This is a genomic window from Dellaglioa sp. CoH-57-MRSF-21 (assembly GCF_056781915.1).
On the sequence record NZ_JBXAXU010000001.1, the window covers coordinates 314,493 to 334,139 of the forward strand.

The 19,647-nt window shown below is 35.5% G+C and carries 14 protein-coding genes; 11 read left to right on the forward strand and 3 right to left on the reverse strand.

Going from position 1 to position 19,647, the window contains the following annotated elements; all coding sequences use genetic code 11:
* Positions 1-91: 91 nt before the first annotated feature.
* Both AC1RPQ_RS01485 and AC1RPQ_RS01490 read left to right on the forward strand, forming a co-directional pair.
* Positions 92-442: a YisL family protein gene (locus AC1RPQ_RS01485; RefSeq protein ID WP_409021639.1), complete on the forward strand. Its 351-nt coding sequence runs from the start codon at positions 92-94 to the stop codon at positions 440-442.
* Between the two features lie 198 nt (positions 443-640).
* Complete coding sequence (locus AC1RPQ_RS01490; protein ID WP_481760902.1) at positions 641-1,591, forward strand: zinc-binding dehydrogenase; 951 nt, start codon at positions 641-643, stop codon at positions 1,589-1,591.
* Between the two features lie 134 nt (positions 1,592-1,725).
* Here AC1RPQ_RS01490 and AC1RPQ_RS01495 read toward each other — a convergent pair whose 3' ends face one another.
* Positions 1,726-2,544 carry a MerR family transcriptional regulator gene (locus AC1RPQ_RS01495; RefSeq protein WP_481760901.1) on the reverse strand — a complete coding sequence of 273 codons (819 nt, stop codon included), beginning with the start codon at positions 2,542-2,544 and terminating at the stop codon, positions 1,726-1,728.
* 94 nt (positions 2,545-2,638) lie between these two features.
* Between AC1RPQ_RS01495 and AC1RPQ_RS01500 the strand changes: the two genes are divergently transcribed.
* The 3 genes from AC1RPQ_RS01500 to AC1RPQ_RS01510 all read left to right on the forward strand — a co-directional run bounded on the left by AC1RPQ_RS01500 (position 2,639) and on the right by AC1RPQ_RS01510 (position 5,784).
* The gene (locus AC1RPQ_RS01500; protein WP_481760900.1) at positions 2,639-3,958 is read left to right on the forward strand and encodes a replication-associated recombination protein A; all 1,320 of its coding nucleotides are present in this window, start codon (positions 2,639-2,641) and stop codon (positions 3,956-3,958) included.
* A 159-nt stretch (positions 3,959-4,117) separates the two neighbouring features.
* On the forward strand, positions 4,118-4,408 hold the full coding sequence (locus tag AC1RPQ_RS01505; protein WP_481760899.1) for a hypothetical protein: 291 nt from the start codon (positions 4,118-4,120) through the stop codon (positions 4,406-4,408).
* A gap of 233 nt (positions 4,409-4,641) precedes the next feature.
* A complete protein-coding gene (locus tag AC1RPQ_RS01510; protein ID WP_481760898.1) occupies positions 4,642-5,784 on the forward strand; it encodes a low temperature requirement protein A in 1,143 nt (380 codons plus the stop codon).
* Between the two features lie 75 nt (positions 5,785-5,859).
* On the opposite strand, the gene AC1RPQ_RS01515 is transcribed toward AC1RPQ_RS01510, so the two are convergent.
* Positions 5,860-6,144 (reverse strand): hypothetical protein, encoded by a 285-nt coding sequence (locus tag AC1RPQ_RS01515; RefSeq protein ID WP_481760897.1) that lies wholly within the window; start codon positions 6,142-6,144, stop codon positions 5,860-5,862.
* 544 nt (positions 6,145-6,688) lie between these two features.
* On the opposite strand from AC1RPQ_RS01515, the gene AC1RPQ_RS01520 reads away from it, so the two are divergent.
* The 6 genes from AC1RPQ_RS01520 (at position 6,689) to AC1RPQ_RS01545 (ending at position 16,993) form a co-directional block, all read left to right on the forward strand.
* Positions 6,689-6,994 (forward strand): PadR family transcriptional regulator, encoded by a 306-nt coding sequence (locus tag AC1RPQ_RS01520; protein WP_409021630.1) that lies wholly within the window; start codon positions 6,689-6,691, stop codon positions 6,992-6,994.
* 2 nt (positions 6,995-6,996) lie between these two features.
* Positions 6,997-7,590: a DUF1700 domain-containing protein gene (locus tag AC1RPQ_RS01525; protein WP_481760896.1), complete on the forward strand. Its 594-nt coding sequence runs from the start codon at positions 6,997-6,999 to the stop codon at positions 7,588-7,590.
* 387 nt (positions 7,591-7,977) lie between these two features.
* Positions 7,978-12,927: a MucBP domain-containing protein gene (locus tag AC1RPQ_RS01530; protein ID WP_481760895.1), complete on the forward strand. Its 4,950-nt coding sequence runs from the start codon at positions 7,978-7,980 to the stop codon at positions 12,925-12,927.
* A 517-nt stretch (positions 12,928-13,444) separates the two neighbouring features.
* Positions 13,445-13,873, forward strand: coding sequence for a nuclear transport factor 2 family protein (locus tag AC1RPQ_RS01535; RefSeq protein WP_481760893.1), 429 nt, complete (start codon positions 13,445-13,447; stop codon positions 13,871-13,873).
* 224 nt (positions 13,874-14,097) lie between these two features.
* The gene (locus AC1RPQ_RS01540; protein ID WP_481760892.1) at positions 14,098-15,519 is read left to right on the forward strand and encodes a carboxylesterase family protein; all 1,422 of its coding nucleotides are present in this window, start codon (positions 14,098-14,100) and stop codon (positions 15,517-15,519) included.
* Positions 15,520-15,868: 349 nt separating this feature from the next.
* On the forward strand, positions 15,869-16,993 hold the full coding sequence (locus AC1RPQ_RS01545; RefSeq protein ID WP_481761137.1) for an MFS transporter: 1,125 nt from the start codon (positions 15,869-15,871) through the stop codon (positions 16,991-16,993).
* 406 nt (positions 16,994-17,399) lie between these two features.
* Here the strand turns inward: AC1RPQ_RS01545 and AC1RPQ_RS01550 are convergent, their stop codons facing one another.
* Entirely contained in the window at positions 17,400-19,643 is a 2,244-nt protein-coding gene (locus tag AC1RPQ_RS01550) for a DEAD/DEAH box helicase (protein ID WP_481760891.1), read from the reverse strand.
* Positions 19,644-19,647 lie beyond the last annotated feature (4 nt).

A 19,647-nucleotide genomic window follows, 5' to 3' on the forward strand; every position in this document is an offset into this window, starting at 1 on the left:
TAATCACAATCGTTTAAATAATTTTGAATCCTTGATTTAATGATGGATAATGATAAGCTAACAGTAAGATTGATATAAAAGGAGATTAACTATGATTTGGTTATGGATACATTTGATTACTTGGGTTGTGATAGCGGTTCTAGTGGCGCTCACAATTTTTACAAATACTAATACAAAAATTTATCAAATGATTACGAGACTGGGATATTTGATTTCAATTGCTAGTGGTATTATGTTGCTAGGGTACGCATGGCAAGGAAATCCAATTTTAACGGCCATTAAATTAGTTGTTGCCTTAATATTTATTGGACTAACTGAAATGACCTTTGCACGAAAAAATAAAAAGCAATTAAATAAAAGTATCATCTACGCGGTAGGCATCTGTTGCCTATGTGTGGGTGTTTTAGGATTAATGCTCGCAGGTGGAAGACCTTTTATTTAGACAATAAAATACTACATAATATTTAGGCGAAAATCTAAGTATTATGCGGTGTTTTTATTTTAAACAATTTAAATAAAATGCATTTAATCGATATAATTCTATTTGCTGAGCACTCTAACTTGACTGTGACGTAACAAGATAGTATATATTTATGTATATTGTAAATGTATAAAAAATACTTAATGGGGGTTAATTATTATGAAATCAGTTGTTGTAAAAAAATCAGGTGGCCCAGAAGTACTGGAAATTGTCGAACGCTCAATTCCAAATCCAACTCAAAATAAAACAGTTATAAAGATTCATGCTTTTCCAGTACACCGTTATGAGGTGCTAACTAGAGAAGGTGGATCACCTTCAGTTAAATTTCCGAGAGTAATAGGTGTTGAAGCTGTTGGTGAGGTCTATGAGCCTTCACAGGAAAGTAACTTAGAAAAAGGACAAAAGGTCGTAATTTTTATGGGTGGCCTTGGGCGTGAATTTGATGGTAGTTATCAAGAATATGCTTTAGTTCCTGATAATATCATTTATCCTGTAACATTCAATGGAACTTGGATAGAGTTAGCCAGTTATCCTGAAACTTTCTATACTGCTTTTGGGGCTTTAAAAGCAACACGATTTAAGGAAGGTCAATCTTTATTAATTCGTGGTGGAACTACTGGAGTTGGAATGGCTGCGTTATTGTTAGGAAAGGGATTTGGACTTTCTGTATCTAGTACAACAAGGCAAAACAACCGTAAAGAGTTGCTATATACTTTAGGAGCTAATGAAGTCATATTAGATCAAGATAATCATATTGAAACAAGTAACAAATTTGATGTGATAATTGACGTGGTAGGTACTACAACTGTAGAGGATTCCTTAGCACATCTTAAAACAGGAGGGTTTTACACGTTAGTTGGTCAATTGAGTGGGGAATGGTTATGGAAAGACTTTGACCCGTTCATCAACTTGGCGAATAAGTACGCGACAGTTTTTGATTCATCTAATGTTGATAGTTCTATGGTTAATGAGTTGTTTAATATTATTAATGAAAAACAGTTTCACTTTCCGATTTCTAAAGTTTTTAAACTAGATGATATTCAAGACGCTCATCGCTATTTGATGGAAAAAGACCGTCCAATCGGACAGGTTATTGTTACTAACGACTAGAGTGTCAGATTGAATTATTTAACTAATCTAAAAAAGTAGTTTCTAAGTTTCCAATATTTGGGTTCACTTCACATCTTTAGGTAACTTGTCTTCGGTATTAAACCGGAGGAAGGTTGCCTAATTTTTTTTCTTGTCTATTCAATCTTTTCATTCAAAATGGCAAACTCAAGCCAGCCGTATTTTGAGGAACCAGTTTTAATAAGGGTGTCGCCAGAATTAAGCTGCCATAAATAGTCTGCGGTTTTTAACTTATTTTTTTGACAGAATGATTTTAGTTTAGTTAATCCTTGATGGATACCAGCTTCATTGTTTTCCACTAAAATACATGCGTAATTACCTGCATGTTTTTCCATGATTGGGATAAAAACGTCATGATCATCTGTAAGTTTTTCTTTGATAACTCTAAAAGACGCTTCAGCGTAACCGATTGGATTATCAACAGCCAATGTTGTAAAAAATCCAGATTGTGTTGTATCCATAACAGCTAATGCGTCTAATTGTTTATAGAATTCTGAAAATAATTGAGCGACTTCTTCCTCAGTACAACCTACGGATTGACGAGAACACCAAAAAATTGTTTTCATTCGGTTTTCTATCTTGGGCTGATATAGGGTAGTGTCCTTAGTAACAGATTGTTCTTCAATTTTTTTGTTGATAACATTTTTAATTTTAACTAATTCGTCAATCTTTTTATCAATTTTACCTTGAGCATTCAGTAATTGAGGTGTTGGTACGCCTTTTGAATGGATTTTAATTTCCTTGATATCAGCTACTGAAATATCTAAACTACGTAAACCAAGTATAAATAGCAAATCGTATAATTGGTCATAATCATAATAACGATAACCAGATTCGTTTTTTTGGGCAGGTTTAAAAATATTTTCTTGGTCATAAAAGATTAATGTACGGCGAGTTGTGTTAGCTAATTTGGCCATCTCACTTATTTTTAACATATAAGGCTCCTTTATTGTCTGTAACGTAACGGTACAGTGTATGATTAAGTATAACATGAAAAAATTCAGACTTAAAAGAAAGGTGGTTTGATCAATGAAACAGGAATCTCTTTTCTCTAATCAACCTCAAAATTCACCATTAGCCAGTCGAGTTCGACCACGAAAATTAGAAGAATTTGTTGGTCAACAGAATCTACTTGGCCCTAACAAAATATTACGAGAAATTATTGAAAGTGATCAAGTTCCTTCAATGATTTTTTGGGGTCCACCTGGTGTTGGTAAAACAACTTTAGCCGAAATTATAGCAAGTAAAACTGAATCTAATTTTTTAAGCTTTAGTGCAGTTGATAGTAGTATTAGTAAGATAAAAAAAATTATGAAACAAGCGGAGTTAGATTGTGAAATTGGTCAAAAAACCATTGTTTTCGTCGATGAAATACATCGCTTTAATAAAGCACAACAAGATGCATTTTTGCCTTATGTTGAAAGAGGTAGTATTACTTTAATCGGTGCTACAACTGAAAATCCGTCTTTTGAAGTGAATTCAGCGTTATTATCCCGGTGTAAAGTATTTGTACTGCATGCGCTTAAACAGGCAGATATTGTTGTATTAATCGAAAACGCGCTCAGCAACCCGGACGGATTTGAAGAACAAACAATCCACATTAGTTCTGATGAAATTCAAGCGATTGCTAATTTTGCAGATGGTGATGCCAGAATGGCATTAAATACCTTGGAAATGGCAGTTCTGAATGGTGAAAAAGCTGATAATATCGTTACGGTGACGATGGATAATTTAAGCCAATTGATTAATAAAAGATTTGTCCGTTATGATAAAAATGGGGAAGAACACTATAATATAATTTCAGCTTTGCACAAATCGATGCGTAATAGTGATGTCGATGCTGCTATTTATTGGCTGTCCCGAATGCTAGAAGGCGGAGAAGACCCGATATATATAGCACGGCGACTTGTTCGATTTGCAAGTGAAGATATCGGGTTAGCAGATACGAATGCACTCAATGTGACAATTAATGTTTTTCAGGCATGCCAATTCATTGGTATGCCTGAATGTGATGTTCACTTAGTGGAAGCAGTAACCTACTTGTCTCTGGCACCTAAATCAAATGCCGTTTATAAGGCAAGATTAGCTGCAGCTAAAGATGTTAAAACCACGGCCAATGATCCCGTACCATTACAAATACGTAATGCGCCTACCAAATTAATGAAAGATCTAGGGTACGGTAAAGGGTACGAATTAGCTCATTATGCCAAAGATAAGTTAACGACTATGAGTACCATGCCACCTTCCGTAGCAGGACATCGATATTATAAACCAACCAGCGAAGGTAAGGAACGACGTTTTAAAGAGCGTTTAGCCCAAATAAAAGCATGGCACCAAATAAATGGATAGAATAAATAGAAAGTATTTTTGAGATGAGAATACTTCAGACGTAGACAAAGTACTGAGTAATCAGTACTTTGTTTTTTTATATAGGTTGAATGTATTACTTAAGCGTCTTACAACGAAAGTGGATACGAGAAAAACGATTAGTAAAGAGGAGGCATACTAATGGCTAACAATGGGATACCTAGCATAAACGAAGTCGGCATGTTACCAAATTTATTTTTAGTGATTAAATTTCAAGATGGCGTGACTAAGTATGTACGGAGTGAGATAAATAAAAGTGAGATGGAAAGTTTCAAATCGGGAGCAAAGAATAAACTTGGATTTTTAAAATTGACGCCAAAAAATTATTGGATTGGGAATGACATTGTCATTAAAGTGGATAATCATTTTAAAGTGAACGATAAGATCTATGATGGTAATGATATTTATAGGAACGGCAAAGATTCTTATTAATTAAGAGATTCTTTTAAAATATAATCGTTTATTAATTGTATCTACAAAATTAATAAAGGGCCATCTAGATAGTTGCTTCTCTAAAAGTGCTTATCCAGATGGTTCTTTTATTTAGCTATTCATATAGTTCAGATAAATTGGAAAAAGGTGCTATAATAAAATGTCTTTAGTAGTATTTAAACGATTTGTAGAGTAATCTAACTCATTAATTTTAAAAAAACGAGGGAATTAAAATGGTAGAACAAGTCAGAAAAAAGAAAGTTGAATTACCTGAATTATTTTATGATTTAGTCTTTGCATACGCAATTTCACAAGCTACGGATTTACTTCATCATTTTCAAGTAAGCACATCAAGTATGATTAGTGCATTTATTATCTTTTCAGTGGTAATGGTCGTTTTTATTAACACATGGATGATTAAGAGTGTTTTTATTAATCGATATAGAAAAAACTCGATGACTGATATTATTCTTTTTATGATTGATATGGCAATTTTACTTTATATGTCCAATGCTTTTGAGGGGGATATCCATAATTGGTTCCAACCATTTGCAATTGCAACAGGGCTATTATCCACAGTATTAGTTGTTCAATATGGCACGGTATACCTGACAGCTGCTAAAAAGGATGATAAAAAAATTGCTAAACTAATGATGTTGATTGTTGCAACAAGAACATTACTCGTATTTATTGGCTCCTTTTTGCCACTAAACATAGGCATTGCGGTATTCTTGCTGGGTATTGCAGTGAGTTGGATATTACCAGCTCTTGGTGGTTCAGTTTTGAAACTCCACCCACTTAATTTTCCACATATATTAGAGCGTCTAACACTATTAACAATTATTACATTTGGAGAAAGTATTCTCGGTATTGCCTCGTATTTCACCGTTAAAACATTTAATTTTTATTCAATTTTAATATTCATGATTATCGGTGCACTTTTTATGACCTATATTACTCAAATGGATCATTATATTGATGAAAATCGTTCGGGTGAAACAGGTATTCGATTAATTTATATTCATTACTTTGTCTTGTTTGGCTTAAGTTTAGTCACTATTTCGTTAGGTTTTATTAGTGAAATCGAAATACCTAAAAACTTTTCAGTACTATGTCTATATTTAGGTATATCGTTATTTTATTTAGGGTTATTCTTAACCAGTCCGTATAATAAAAAATACTTACGATTGGGTAATGTGGTCATTGGATTCTTTACAACGACAACTATAGTGGGTGTAATATTAAGCTTAATATTTAACAATTTTCCAGAAATTGTGAGTATAACGGTATTAGTGACCATTGCGAACTCTGCAATGTATGTACACTATATGATTAAACGAACGAAACAGAATCAAAGTTATGACATTAAAAACTGAAAACTAGCTGATAAACCTAATTTGGGTTTATCAGCTAGTTTTTTAATTGAAGAATCATTTTTACAGTGTTTATGATTAAAATTGTATATTTAGTAGCAGTATGATTAGAAGGATATAAATGAGAATGATGATAGCAACCAATAGCATTAAAAGGATTGATAATAAGCAGTAAAAAAAATTTTTCTGAAAGAAGGGTAAGTTGAGAATAGAATCTGTAACAGCAGAAAGTCCTAAACCAGCTAAAGATAAGCCGACAATTCCATTTAAAAAGGCAATCCATGGGCCCAATATACAGAGTGCGATACCGATTCTCATTAGCCACTTCACTTGATTGTTATCAGTTTTAAATATTTTTTTCATTGATAGGACCACCCTTCATAATGATATGAATTAATATTTATTTTAATATACTACAAAATTAATTTGATGTAATCTTATCTGTCTTCTTACTGGTTAAATTGATAAGATCGTTTAAAATAGACAAAGATAAAACGAGGTGTTATTATCAATTTGAAAAAAATAATAGCTTTAGTTAGGATATGAAAATGAAAAAATATAAAGATTATATGAATGAAACCCTTTCTGTTCTTGGTAGCCTATCTTTATGTTTAATAATCTTGTCATTCTTTATTAAAGATAGTTTAGTCAGTTCGATTTTTTATGATGTTAGGATTTATCTGTTAGGCATATTCTTATTGAGACCAATTGTACAATACTTTAAAGCAAAAAATAAATAGCCTTACAATGAACTTTTTGGCAGTTCTACAGAGTAAAGCTATTATTAATAATCCACTTAATCGACAATGTTGTCTTACTGACATTGTCGATTTTTTTGGATAAAATAATATATCGTTTGACATTATACTATGTAACGTATAGTATTGATTTTGAAAGGAGTGAGTTGATGAATATACAGATGAAAAAAGGGTTATTAGAATTTTGCGTGTTAGCGACGCTGAGGACATCAGATTCTTATGGTTACCAAATTATTAAAGACACCTCAAGCGTGATTGAACTTTCAGATTCAACTCTTTATCCCATTTTGAAACGACTAGAAAAACAAGGCGCTATTGAGAGTTACAGTGTTGAACACAATGGTCGATTGCGAAAATATTATCACATAACTGAGGCGGGATTAGTAGATATTCAAGAATTTTTAGATGATTGGCAACAGGTAATAAACGTTTACGATTACATAAAGGGAGTGTAACGATGAGTAAGAGAAAATTTATTGTAGAGCTAGAAGAAGAACTTAAACATTATCAAGCGGCAGACATTGATAATACACTTGATTATTATGACGAGATGATTGATGACCGTTTAGAAGCGGGCGAATCTGTGACAGATATTATTCTAAGTTTAGAAAATCCAAGTCAAATTGCGATACGTTTGATTCAAAATGACCGACCAAAAATACAAAAAAAGTTATCGACACCAATAATCGTTTTGATTGTCATTTTACTTATCCTAGGAGCACCTGTATGGGGACCGCTATTGCTGACGGCTGCTATTCTAATTGCCACAGTTTATTTTTTAATATGGTTAGTACCAATGATTGCAGGCGTAATCGCTACCTCATTTATTATCAGTGGCGTGATTAGTTTAGGACTATCGCCATTTGATATGTTTAATCAAGGTTTTAACGTTGGATTGATGCAATTTGGGGTAAGTTTTGTAATTGTAGGTGTTGGTATTTTATTCATCGCAATGACCTGGTATTCAACGAAATATTTAATTAAATATTCGATTAGTCTGACACGCTGGTTAATTCGTTTATTCAGAAGACAATTGAAGGAGGTCGCTTAAAATGATTGAATATATAAGACGTAATTGGTTGAAAATTAGTTTATTTCTGATCTGGTTTGGCGCTATAGTCATGTTTACTAGTTACGCATTATCAGGTTTTGATTTGTCAGTATTTAAATATGAGGGTGAACATAGTTGGTTCCGAACGTTTTATTTCTAAATGACCACGTCTGATTTAATAAATGTGGTAAGTTAGAATTACGGTAGTATAAAAGGGCATTAAAATCCATTTTTAATAGGATTTCGATGCCCTTTTATTTTTTTGGAAAGACGATTAAATAGTGCAAGCCGTAAACGTTTACATAAGATTGTTGTGATGTTACAATTAATTTGTGCCGGGGGCGGCATATTATTTAATAGGTTATTACTTACAAGGGGGCATGACAAATGAAAAAGGGGCTAACTATCGCAACAACAATGATAACGTTGTTCACGCAATTACCATTATCTTCTGTGTTTGCGCAGGACCTTAATCCAACGACAGAAACGTCATCTTCAAAAGCAGCTACGGCGTCAACTGCTAAAAAAGCGACAAAAGCAGAGACAGGTATGACTCGTACTGGAGATACAAATACGGATCTTACAGTTGAAGCACAGAAAGATACGATTGAAGCTGGCCAATTGGCTAATTTTAATTTATATTTTAAAATTTCAGGTAAGAACACCTCATTTACCAATGCCGATATAAAGGTTACGTTACCAAGTAATTTAAATGAAAATATGACATTTACGCAAGATTTATCAGAACTTAAAATTGCGGGCGTCACACCAATTTATGATAAAGATAAAGGTGTATTGAATTATCATTTTGATACGCTTAATGCAAGAACAGCAAATAAAGTAATTATAAAAATAGGAACAGCAAATGGCGCAATTATGCCTAATACAAAATTAGACACAGCAGCAACATTTACTGGAACGGATCAGAATGGCGAAAATAAAAGCTATGATTCTAAAACTTCAATTAATATAACAGCAAATAATAATTATGCTATGACAAATAAAGTTACTAGTATTGAAGGACAAACATATAATAATCCTAATCGTGGCGATATTGTAAACTATGGTGTAGGGGTTAGTGCGCCGAAAAAGGAATTAGGCGCACTGTATGTTAAAGAAGGTTCTAAAGTTAACGTGACCTATAAATTAGGCGCTGGAATAGACTACTATGGTGTAAAAGATGGCGCACAAGAACCGAGTGTCAGTACAGATGGTAGAACATTAACCTGGGAATATACAGCACCAAGTTACGCTGAACAAAAAGCAGCTGTGACTGATTTCTTTGAAAAAAATGTGACTATCCAAGCAAAAGTAACTGACAAGGCTGCCTATTATTCACAGATAACGAATACAGTGAGTTCAACAGCAACTTTCCTTGATGGTAGTGTAAATAGTACAGCACCAATTAAATCAACGGTTATGGTTATGCCCAATGATCCTAAGGAAGTTCCAATTCCAATTCCTGGTGGATCAGCATTTCCAACTAATCATTTAGGACCAAAAGATGGAAACGGTGGCGTGGCATCAGCTACATTAATTGACCCGGATGTGACAGTTAACGATGATGCTTATCTAAGTTATGGATTAACATTATCCTCACAAAATGCGACATCACCTTATATTGGATTTTCTTATTATAATATTTATTATGATGTGGATACGCATTTAAATCTTGATAGTTTTACAACGGGTAATTTTTATTACATGCCAAACAATAATTTACCAACTTTTTCACCAACAAAAGCTAAAGTACCATTTGCTATGTTGGTAAAATACGAAACAGATGGAAAAGTTGATGATAACTGGACATTACTCAATATGGATATGAAGACTAACGCCAATTACACACGTGCTCAGTTAGGTATTCCGGATGGGAAAAAAGTGGCTAATATTTGGCTGTGGTTCCATGATGAGAAGATAACAAAAGTTCCAGCAAATAGAGACATAGCTGCATCTGCAACCTATGATCCAGAAAGTAAAAAAACCGTTAAAATGGCTCCAGCTGGATTGTATAATAGCGGGATGAAAGTTAACGCAACGATTGATAAAGGATTCACTGGTCAAATAACTAATAAAATGGATATGACTTTCTATGGCGTTCAGGCACCTGATGAAACAGGTTTTGAAGCAGCTCGATATGTTGATTACACATCTAACCCATGGGCAGAGGCATTTAAGGGTGAAAATGGTCAGGTTTATACAGATCGAATTGCGCCTCGTCACGTTGAAGTCGCAGCAAAAACAACCGGTGAAACAAAAGTTGTTAAAGCTTCAGTTAGTTTACTAAATACAGTCGGAAGTACAGTTAATGAAGGTGAAAATACTGTCTTAACTTCAATAGAAAATAATAAGGCATCAATTTCACCTTTATCAGGACCTTATCTGAGTTATGTGCTATTACCAACAGGTGTAACGTTCAAAGAAAGCGTTGCTTCAACGAACTATAGCGCTGAATTATATGATAAGGATTACAAAGGTACTGGAAGACAACTCGTTAAAGTAACAATGAATGGCGACAAATTAGTAGCCGGTAAATTCCTTAATGGTCAATTTAAAATTAATATTTCAAAAGATGCGACACCTAATATGACATTTAACATGACAGGAACAATTGGTGATACTGATTATACAGCTGTGAAACCGACAGGTGATGAACCACTTTTAACGGATACAGTAAAATCTGTTGATACAGATGATATTGATAAAGATGGTAAAACAGACACACCAATTATTAAAACAGGTAATTCATATGTGTTAAATCAAGAATCAAATATTGATGTTGATGCAAGTATTAAAGGTGATAAAGATGATAAGTTTGGCGATTTAGGTAATGTTACAGTCGGCAAAAAAGCCACTTATCAAGCAACATTAACAAATAATACAGATGATAAAATTACATCAATGCAGTTCTTAGATGTTTTACCATCTGTCGGAGATTCAAATATTACCGATGGTGCAGCACGTAATTCGGCTTATGAAATGAAATTAGATGGGGCCATTACTTTACCAAGTGCATGGGAAAATAAGATGACTGTTTTATATAGTACATCTAAAAATCCTAAACGTGCCGGTATATTAGATAAGAATACAAATTATCCAGCAGGAACGGCTAAAATTGTTGACCCAACTGGGGCTGAAGATGCAACTTGGGTAACAGCTGATAAAGTAGCTGATTGGTCAACCATTCATTCATACAAAATTACGCTTAATGACGGAGTTGAATGGGCCCAAGGTAAGGGAGTTACATTATCATTTGATCTAGTTGCGCCTAAAGAATCTGAAATTTCAGATTCAACATTAATTAGTAATAAACCAGCTGAAACAACGAAAGTGTCACGCGCTGTTCAAGAAACACGTGGTGCTTACAACAGTTTTGGTATCGCAATTAACAAGTTGCAAGTTGTTGAAACTGGTGCAATAGGCACACAATTAATTCGTGCTAGCGCTGATGTTACTGCAAATTATGTAGATGTAGATGGTAATAAACTTGCTGATGATGTTGTCCAAAGTGGGTACTTCGATGATCCATATACGACAACTCAAAAAGAGATTTCAGGTTACGACTTTGTAAAAGTAGAAGGTAACGTTTCTGGTAAGTTTGGGGCTGATGCAGTAACAGTTAACTATGTTTATAAGAAAACTTCTGCACCAGTGACTGTTAAATATGTCGATGAAAATGGTAAATCGGTAGCTGATTCAAAAGAACTTACTGGTGATTTTGGTGATGTTTATACATCAGATGCTGCTGTTATTTCAGGATGGACATTGAAAGAAACACCAAGTAACGCAAGTGGTAAGTTTACTGCTGATAAACAAACAGTCACATATGTCTACGAAAGAGCGGATGCGGCTGACGTTACAGTTAAGTATGTCGATGCAGATGGAAAAGAATTAGCAACATCAGATGTACTTTCAGGAAAAGTATCAAATCCATACAGTACAACTGCTAAAAATATTTCAGGATGGACGTTGAAAGAAACACCAACGAATGCAAGTGGGACATTTACAGAGACCGCACAAACAGTCACATATGTGTATGAAAAAGCGGATGCAGCTGATATCACGGTTAAATACGTTGATGTAGACGGAAATGAATTAGCTAAATCAGATGTGCTTTCAGGAAAAGTATCAAATCCATATAGTACAACCGCTAAAAATATTTCAGGATGGACATTAAAAGAAATACCTGAAAACGCAACGGGAGTATTTACGGATAAAGCTCAGACAGTTAAGTATGTGTATGAAAAAGCAGATGCTGTCCCTGTTACAGTTAGATATGTTGATGGAAGTGGGAATGATTTAACTAAAGCTGATACGCTTTCAGGAAAAGTTGGGGATGCTTATACAACTGATGCCAAAGTATTATCAGGTTGGACGTTAAAAGAAGTACCAAAGAATGCACAAGGAATATTCACAGATGCTGCACAAACGGTTACGTATGTGTATGAAAAAGCAGATGCAGCTGATGTGACGGTCAAATATGTAGATGGAAAAGGTAACGAGTTAGCAACATCAGATGTTTTATCTGGTAAAATTGACGCTGACTACAAGACAACCGCTAAGGAATTAGTAGGTTGGACGTTAAAAGAAACGCCAAGTAACGCCAACGGAACATTTACGGATAAAGCCCAAACAGTTACGTATGTGTATGAAAAAACAGATGCTGAAGCTGTAACAGTTAAGTATGTAGATGAAAAAGGCAACGAGCTAGCAACACCAGATAATCTTTCTGGTAAATTAGGAGATTCATACAAGACAACTGCTAAACGTATTGCAGGTTGGAATGTTAAAACGACTCCTAAAAATGCAGAAGGAACATTTACAGATAAGACTCAAACAGTTACGTATGTTTATACGAGATCAGCTGCTAAAGATGTCACTGTAAAATATGTTGATAAAGATGGTAATGAATTATCAGCTTCAGTAACATTCTCTGGTAAGATTGGTGACGCATATACATCTAAAGAGAAACAACTTTCAGGTTGGATGTTGAAAGAGGCGCCAAGTAATGCTAAAGGTATCTTCACGGATACGGCACAAACAGTCACGTATGTTTATGTTAAAGATGAAGATAAAACAGTAGTGACACCGCCGGTAACACCACCAACAGATAATTCAAAAGGAAATACAACAACAGAAACGTTGACGGATGTTCCTGAAGGAAACACTCACTCAAATACAGTAAGCAAAGCAAATAATACAAAGAGTGATACAGGAAATCTTCCTCAAACAAATGAGGCAACAAGTCTTTTGGTAACGTTATTAGGTGCTGCATTACTCGCAACATCAGTTATCTTTATGATAGGTAGAAAAAAATCAAAAAAGGCTAAAAAGTAAAATTCTAAGATTATAGAATGAGTAGAAGAAGTCTTAAGACCCCTATGTCAACGAGTGTTGGTGGGTAAATTTTGGAAAGACCAATTCATTTTCGAATTGGTCTTTCTTTTTTTATTTTCAAAGAGAATTCAAACATAATTCGGTCGTGTAAATGTTGCCAACACCAATAAATGGTATCAAAATGAAGAATAATGTTAACGCGGGAATTATTCTTAAAAATTGTAACCTGTTACGCTTAAGGATAGTCAATATACTTAAGCGGATTCAATTAATGCTTTTTGGTTGACTGTGACGTAACGAGATAGTCTATGTTGATAATATACCGCAAGTACTAATTATTGAGGCTGTTGATGAAGCTTATGCCACTTCAAAAAAAGTCAATTAAAAAAAGATCAGCAGGTTTTTATCATGATGGGGGGTTCAGTAGAGACCTTGAAAAGGTATTCAAACTGGGAGATATTCAAGAGGCACATCGCTATGGCATGAAATCTGACCAATTTATAAATAAGGAGAAAAAATGATTAATACAAATAACAAATTAAATGAAGAGATTATTGCACTAGAAAAGGGTGCGTTGGATAAGTGGTTCAAAGGGGACACTTCGGGTTACCTAAATATTTGGTCACAAAAACAGTTTTCGTATTTTGACGGTGCTGTTAAAAGACGTGTTGATAGTTATGAAGACATAAAAGAATCAGTTTTAGCTAATGTTGAAGGAAAACTATTTGCTGACAGTTACGATTTTGAATATCCACGAGTGCAAGCAGTCGATGATATGGCTGTTTTAACATATCAACTATATGCAAAAACGACGTTGATTGATATGCAATACAATTGTATTGAAGTTTATCAAAAAGAAGAAGATGGCTGGAAAGTAATCCACTCAACTTGGTCATTTATTCGACCAATGGATATGGATTTTGGTAAAGCTAAAAGTATTGTTTAAAAAGGTGAAGTTAACCTTTATTCACGATATACTGAAACAGTTCTCTTAACTATTTTGAAGGCACAAAATATACACAATTAGTGATTTACAAAAGAATGCCGACAAAATAGAGTTTGCTTCGCATTGACCTTGATGTTGCGAAAAAGTTTTACAAGAATAATTATTAATACAAATCGGAATAATCAGTCAGATAACATAAATAATTTAAATTGGAGTAGATAGAAATGACGACACATAAAGTACACAGTTGGTTAGGCGTTCCCTATGCCAAAGCTGAAAGATTTGCTGAACCAGAGTTGGTTCCTTTTGATGAAACAAAGCAGTATGTTAAGTATGGACCAGCACCTTTGCAGGCTGGCGATACAAGTTGGCTGGGAGCCGTTAGCGGACTTAGCGAAGATTGTCTAAACCTTAATATTTGGGCCCCTGAAGACATGGGGGAGGAACCATTACCAGTTGTTGTTTATATTTTTGGTGGTGGCTGGGTGTTAGGATCAAATACACAAGCAGTTTCTGACGTATCAGGACTAGCTAGTACTGGTCGTGTGATAGGCGTTTCTATTAATTATCGCCTTGGACCGTTTGGTTGGTTATCACTAGCACAGTATGGTGGTAAATTAAAAGATGCAACTAACCTTGGTCTTAAAGATATAATAACGGCTCTTAAATGGATTCAAAAAAATATTGCTTATTTTGGCGGTGATGCTAATAATGTCACAGTTACGGGACATAGTGCAGGTGCTTTTTCATCATTAGAACTATTATCAGCGCCTAGTGCTGACAATCTTTATCATCATTTAGCAGCTTTTTCTGGTATGCCTTCTCGATTAGTGCCTCAATGGGTGGCGCAAGAGCGTGCTCTAAAAGTGTTAAAACATTTTGACTGTGTTAATAATCCAGAGCACTTATTACAGGTCGATGCTTATGAATTAGCTGAAGCAATGAATGCAACTCAATCACCTGATCCGGGTACTCCACATGGCATTGACAATGATGTGATAGCTGTTACTGACGATAGTCAACTAATAAATGGGGTTATAGCTGATCACCCGATGCATGTTCTTGAATCTGGGAAACACAAAGATGTAGATATTCTATTTAGTAGTACCACAGAAGAAACTTTTTATTGGGTCTTAAATCGGACAAAAGATTTTGATCCAGTGACCCTTGACAGGCTTACAGAGCAATTTGCCCACAGTATGCGTATTCCTTTATCTAGAGCCCAGCAAGTAATCAATTCCTTTGCTGATGATACTTTGAAGCCTGTAGAGGTAAGGGGATTATTATTAACGCATTTATCCTTTACATTACCTCAAATTCGTGGAGCAGTGGCTCATGCTAATGCAGGTGGAACATCACATGTGTTAGTTGTTGCACCTGTCAAAGGAGCGGAAGTCGCTGTCCATGGAACAGAGATGTACGGCATTGTTGGACAGATTAGCCCTAATGCCAGTCAAGAACAAATTGATCGGGACAATTATATTAAAGACACGTTATTAGATATGGCGGAAGGTCATTCCGATCTTACTTGGGACGCTGTTAAAGTAGATAAAATAAGTGCTAAAGGAATTGGAAACATGCCTTATAATGCTACAGAACATAGTTTGGATATTCTTGAAATATTTAAAGGAATAGACCGTCCTTAATAGTTTATAGCAAAAAGTGGAGGTCAATTCATTGTTGGCTAGCTGACTCAAATTGGTGTTTTTTGGAGATAACAAGTATGACAACAGTTTAAAGATGTGTTGGCTTCTCGCTTCCGCAGACGACCGAAAGCTAAAACTAGCGGTGATTGTTTTTGATAGCAAGACATAATTTTTTGACCTTTTAAATTTTGTTCGGATTAATTATAGATTTTGCATTTCTGAATAATTGGTGGAGAAAACTATATATTATTGTGAAACATTTGAGGATTTTCTTGGACTTAGAACGAATAAAGGGAGATACAAGGACTTGGACCGAAAAACATTTATTTCTAAAGACGTTATTTATGTAATGATAGCCACTTTTTTCTATCAATTTAGTATTCAGTCGGTAAATCCGTTAATCAGTGGCTATGTTACACATTTAGGTATTACTAGTACTCTAGCAGGTTTAATTGTTGGTATTATGAGTATTACTTCATTATTTTTAAGACCTATTGCTGGAAATCTTACCGATAAAATATCAAAATATGGGTTAACATTTATTGGTGGTATTCTATGTGCCATTAGTGATTTTGGATATATGTTTTCTTTTAATACTGCTTGGTTATTCTTTTTTAGAGTCATTAATGGGGTTGGTTTTGTCTTATGCACTGTATGCTTGGCAACCTGGTTGGCTTTCTTGGTGCCGCGCCAACGTGTTGGTGCGGCGATGGGGTATTATGGGTTGGTAAACGCTCTTTCTATGGCAGTTGCCCCAGTTTTGTCACTTGAGATATATCAAAAAGTAGGGTATAAAATGATTTTTCTTTTGGCCGCTGTCAGTGCGATTGCCGTGGTAATCACAATTCAGTTTATTGATAATCGAGCCATGCCATCTTTCGTTCGTAAGGAAGCGACACATTTTAAGCTGATTCAACGAAGTGCATTACCAGTTGCATCAATTTTTGCTTTAATTTCTATTCCATATTTTGCGGTCCAGGCTGACATTGTAATGTATGTTCGAGCAAGTAATCTAAATATTACTGTTAGCTTATTTTTTGTAATTTATTCAATTGTTTTGATTTTTAGTCGAATTTTATTAAAAAACTATTTTGACAGTATTCCCTTTGGTGTTTGGTTTTATATCTGTATGATTGTGACTGTGGGCTATCTTTTTTTCTTAACCATAATGCATAACAATTTAGAGATGGCGTTAGCTGCGGCTTTGATGGCCATTGGGTTTGGAACAATGGTTTCTGTTTGCCAGTCTACAGCTCTATTATTAGCGCCTTTGCAAGAACAGGGGCTGGCTACTGCAACTTACTATTTGGGGAGTGACATAGGAATGTCTTTAGGACCAATTCTAGGTGGCATTATTACAAATATTTTACCAATAAAATTACTTTTTCCAGTTATGATTTTAATTGTTCCAGTAGCTTTTAGTATCTATTTTTTTAATCATAAGAATTTGAACAGTGCGATTAGACATGATTAGTACTAGGAAAAATGTGATGAACTTAATTTGAATAGTCTCGGAAACTTTCAAGTTTTCAAAAAAAGAAGGCTCGTAATGCGAGCCTTCTTTTTTATACATATATATTAAAGAAAATGATGTTGTTTGTGTGTCTGTTACGGCGCCAATTTAAGCGATCATTTATAAATGTTTAGTTGTCAAAGCCAAGGATGCTTATCCGCATCATGATAAGCATATTTCGATGAAGTATATGATGCATTTACATTTGATAACAACGTATGATGAGCAAGCATTTACCTTAGAGAAATTAAAAAAACATGGCGCGACCTCTATCAGAGGACCACGTCATGTGCCGGATGATTTAGTAGCGTTGTTGAAGTAGATAACTAATTAGTTTATTATCACATTGATACTTTAGAATCTCTGTTTAGAGATGTTTTTGCCAACTAAGCACGCGATTTTGCATTCCTTTGAGATCTAAGATACCGTTTGCAAATCCTTTACGAATTAATTCTTCTGGTACATATTCATCATATTTTTCAAAAACAGGCACTTCTTTTTCATATACCAATGCCAAAGGATCAAAATCGGTAGCTGCTTCTTCTGCTACGATTTTATAAAATTCTGCTTCACTGACAGACATGGTAAATTGTAGGTAATATGGTCGTGATGAATTCATGCCTTTCAACCCAAGACGTTTACCACAACGGATTTTCAGAAACCGCTCAAGCGCAAGGAACGCGTAACTGCCAAGCCATGGAAACAATGCCCACATTTTGCCACCAAGATGAACCAGTGGACGATTAGCCATTTCTGCCTTTTTAAACGTTTCTCTGGCTTCTGCTAGACGGCCTCTAGCTTGTGGCATTAAGTAGGAATAGTCTTTTTGCTCTGCAAGGACATCGTGCATACGTTCTAGGATTCTGGTGTGAATATCCCCAGCGACATCTCCAAAGTAGGCTGGTTTGTTACCTTTAACGAGCGTACAGTATACCTCACGACGTTTGTGATCAACTTCATCGACAACCCATACACGTCCTGCTATGGCAATCTTGTCACTGACTGGTGGTGGCTTGACAATTGTACCTAACTCTTCTGATCCTGCACGGACTGTATATTCGATGTTTTCTTGAAAGACCCCATAAAATTTGTAGTTGTTAACAATACGTTCACCAGCAAGACCAACAATTACACCGCCATTTTCGGTACGATTGATATGATCGATTGTGATCAGATGACGCAGTAAAGTTCCGAAGTCCTCTTGATTAATTCGATGAAAAGCAGAAAGCGTTAGGACGCGTGAAGCAAGTTCAGCAAGTGTCATTTCGCCAGATGATGCCAATGTACTCATTGTTTGGTGATAAAGCAGGGAAAAAGGCAATTTGTCTGTTTTGGGTGGTTCTACAAAACGTTCTTCGATATATAATTGTACGAGAGCGATACCCTGAATAAGGTACCAGGGCACCAAATCTGGTAGCATAGCACGAGCTTCTGGGTGGTCTTCGCGCATAACAAACCACATTTCAGAAGGGTCACCTCTTCTGCCGGTTCTGCCCATACGCTGTAAAAATCCGGAAACCGTAAATGGTGCATCTAGCTGAAAGGCGCGTTCTAGTCTACCAATGTCGATACCAAGTTCTAGTGTTGCGGTGGCACAGACGCTCATGAGAGAATCAGCATCTTTCATGGCTTCTTCAGCACTTTCTCGATAGGCTGTTGAAAGGTTTCCGTGATGAATAAGAAAACGATCCGGTTCGTTGTTGACTTCACAGTACTGCCGTAAATTTTGACAGACTAATTCACACTCTTCTCGCGAGTTAGTAAAAATGAGGCATTTTTTGCCACGTGTATGTTCAAAAATATAGCCTATACCTGGATTTGCTGCCTTTGGAGCTTTATCTGTGGCAGGTTCTAAAGCAGAGGTAGGTGGGGCTGTTATCACGCTATTTATCGTCTCGTTAGCTTGTGGTTCTGAATTAAAAAAGTGTTCGATTGACAGTCGCCATACTTCTTTTCCACCGTCAAACTTTGGGATGATAGTTTCTCTGCCACTACCTGCGGCAAGAAATTTACCCGCTGCTTTTGGATTTCCGATTGTAGCTGATAATCCTATTCGTCTTGGATTACTGCCCGATAGTCGACAGAGGCGTTCAATTAGCGAAAAGGTTTGTCCACCACGATCCGAACGTAAAAGTGAATGTATCTCATCAATGACAATAAAGCGTAAATCACCAAAAAGGGCAGGGATTTCCATAGACTTGTTTATCATCAAAGCCTCTAAGGACTCCGGTGTAATTTGTAAAATACCGGCTGGTTTGCGTAGTAATTTTTGCTTTTGACTTCGAGGGGCATCCCCATGCCAACGTGTGACTGGAATATCAGCTTCTTCACAAAGCTCATTTAATCGACCAAATTGGTCATTGATCAAAGCCTTTAAGGGGGCAATATACAGTACTCCAACTGAGCTTGATGGTTGTTCATCAAGTAGGCTTAGAATAGGGAAAAAAGCAGCTTCCGTTTTCCCAGAAGCAGTAGATGCCGTTAAAAGAACATTCTTATCTGTGTTAAAAATGGCATCTCCGGCCGCATTTTGAACAGCGCGCAGGGTTCGCCAGCCAGACCGGTAAATGTAGTCTTGAATAAAAGGCGCATATCGGTTATATATATCCATGTGA